This window comes from Bradyrhizobium jicamae (assembly GCF_001440395.1).
Taxonomy (GTDB): Bacteria; Pseudomonadota; Alphaproteobacteria; order Rhizobiales; family Xanthobacteraceae; genus Bradyrhizobium; species Bradyrhizobium jicamae.
In genome coordinates this window covers 89,402-90,191 of record NZ_LLXZ01000057.1, presented here as the reverse complement: position 1 = coordinate 90,191, position 790 = coordinate 89,402, and the positions used below count along the sequence as shown (strand labels likewise).

At 67.3% G+C, this 790-nt stretch carries 2 protein-coding genes; both read left to right on the top strand.

Annotation, left to right across the window (positions count from 1 at the left end; genetic code table 11):
- On the top strand, window positions 1–552 hold a 552-nt coding region (locus CQ12_RS42030), incomplete at its 5' end, for a response regulator (RefSeq protein WP_157088090.1).
- Between the two features lie 19 nt (window positions 553–571).
- On the top strand, window positions 572–790 hold a 219-nt coding region (locus CQ12_RS09245), incomplete at its 3' end, for a chemotaxis protein CheW (RefSeq protein WP_198164104.1).

The following is a 790-nucleotide window of genomic DNA, read 5'->3' as shown; positions in this document are numbered from 1 at the left end:
ATCGACATCGTCGAGGAGCGGCTGCACATCGAGGTCGCCGGCCAGCAGGAGGGCATCCTCGGTTCCGCCGTGATCAAGGGCCAGGCCACCGAGGTGATCGACGTCGGCCACTTCCTGCCGATGGCGTTTGCCGACTGGTTCTCGCGCAAGGAGATGCGGGCGTCGTCGACGGCGCAGTCGGTGCTGCTGGTCGACGACTCGGCGTTTTTCCGCAACATGCTGGCGCCGGTCCTGAAGGCCGCCGGCTACAAGGTGCGGGTCGCGGTCAACGCGCAGGAGGGCCTCGCCGCGCTGCGCTCGAGCCAGACCTTCGACGTGGTGCTGACCGACATCGAAATGCCCGACATGAACGGCTTCGAGTTCGCCGAGACGATCCGCGCCGACCACAATCTGAGCACGATGCCGATCATCGCGCTGTCCTCGCTGGTGTCGCCGGCGGCGATCGAGCGCGGCCGGCAGGCCGGCTTCCACGATTACGTCGCCAAGTTCGACCGTCCCGGCCTGATCGCGGCGCTGAAGGAACAGACCGCCGAGGATCGGAAAGCGGCGTAAGGCCTAAGGAAGCAAGACCATGACAACGACCAAGACCGACACCATCGAGGGCACCGTGGCCGAATACGTCACCGCCGTGATCGGGGGCCAATTGTTCGGCCTGCCGATCTCGCGGGTGCAGGACGTGTTCATGCCGGAGCGGCTGACGCGGGTGCCGCTGGCCTCCGCCGAGATCGCCGGCGTGCTCAATCTGCGCGGCCGCATCGTCACCGTGGTCGACATGCGCGCCCGGCTCGGG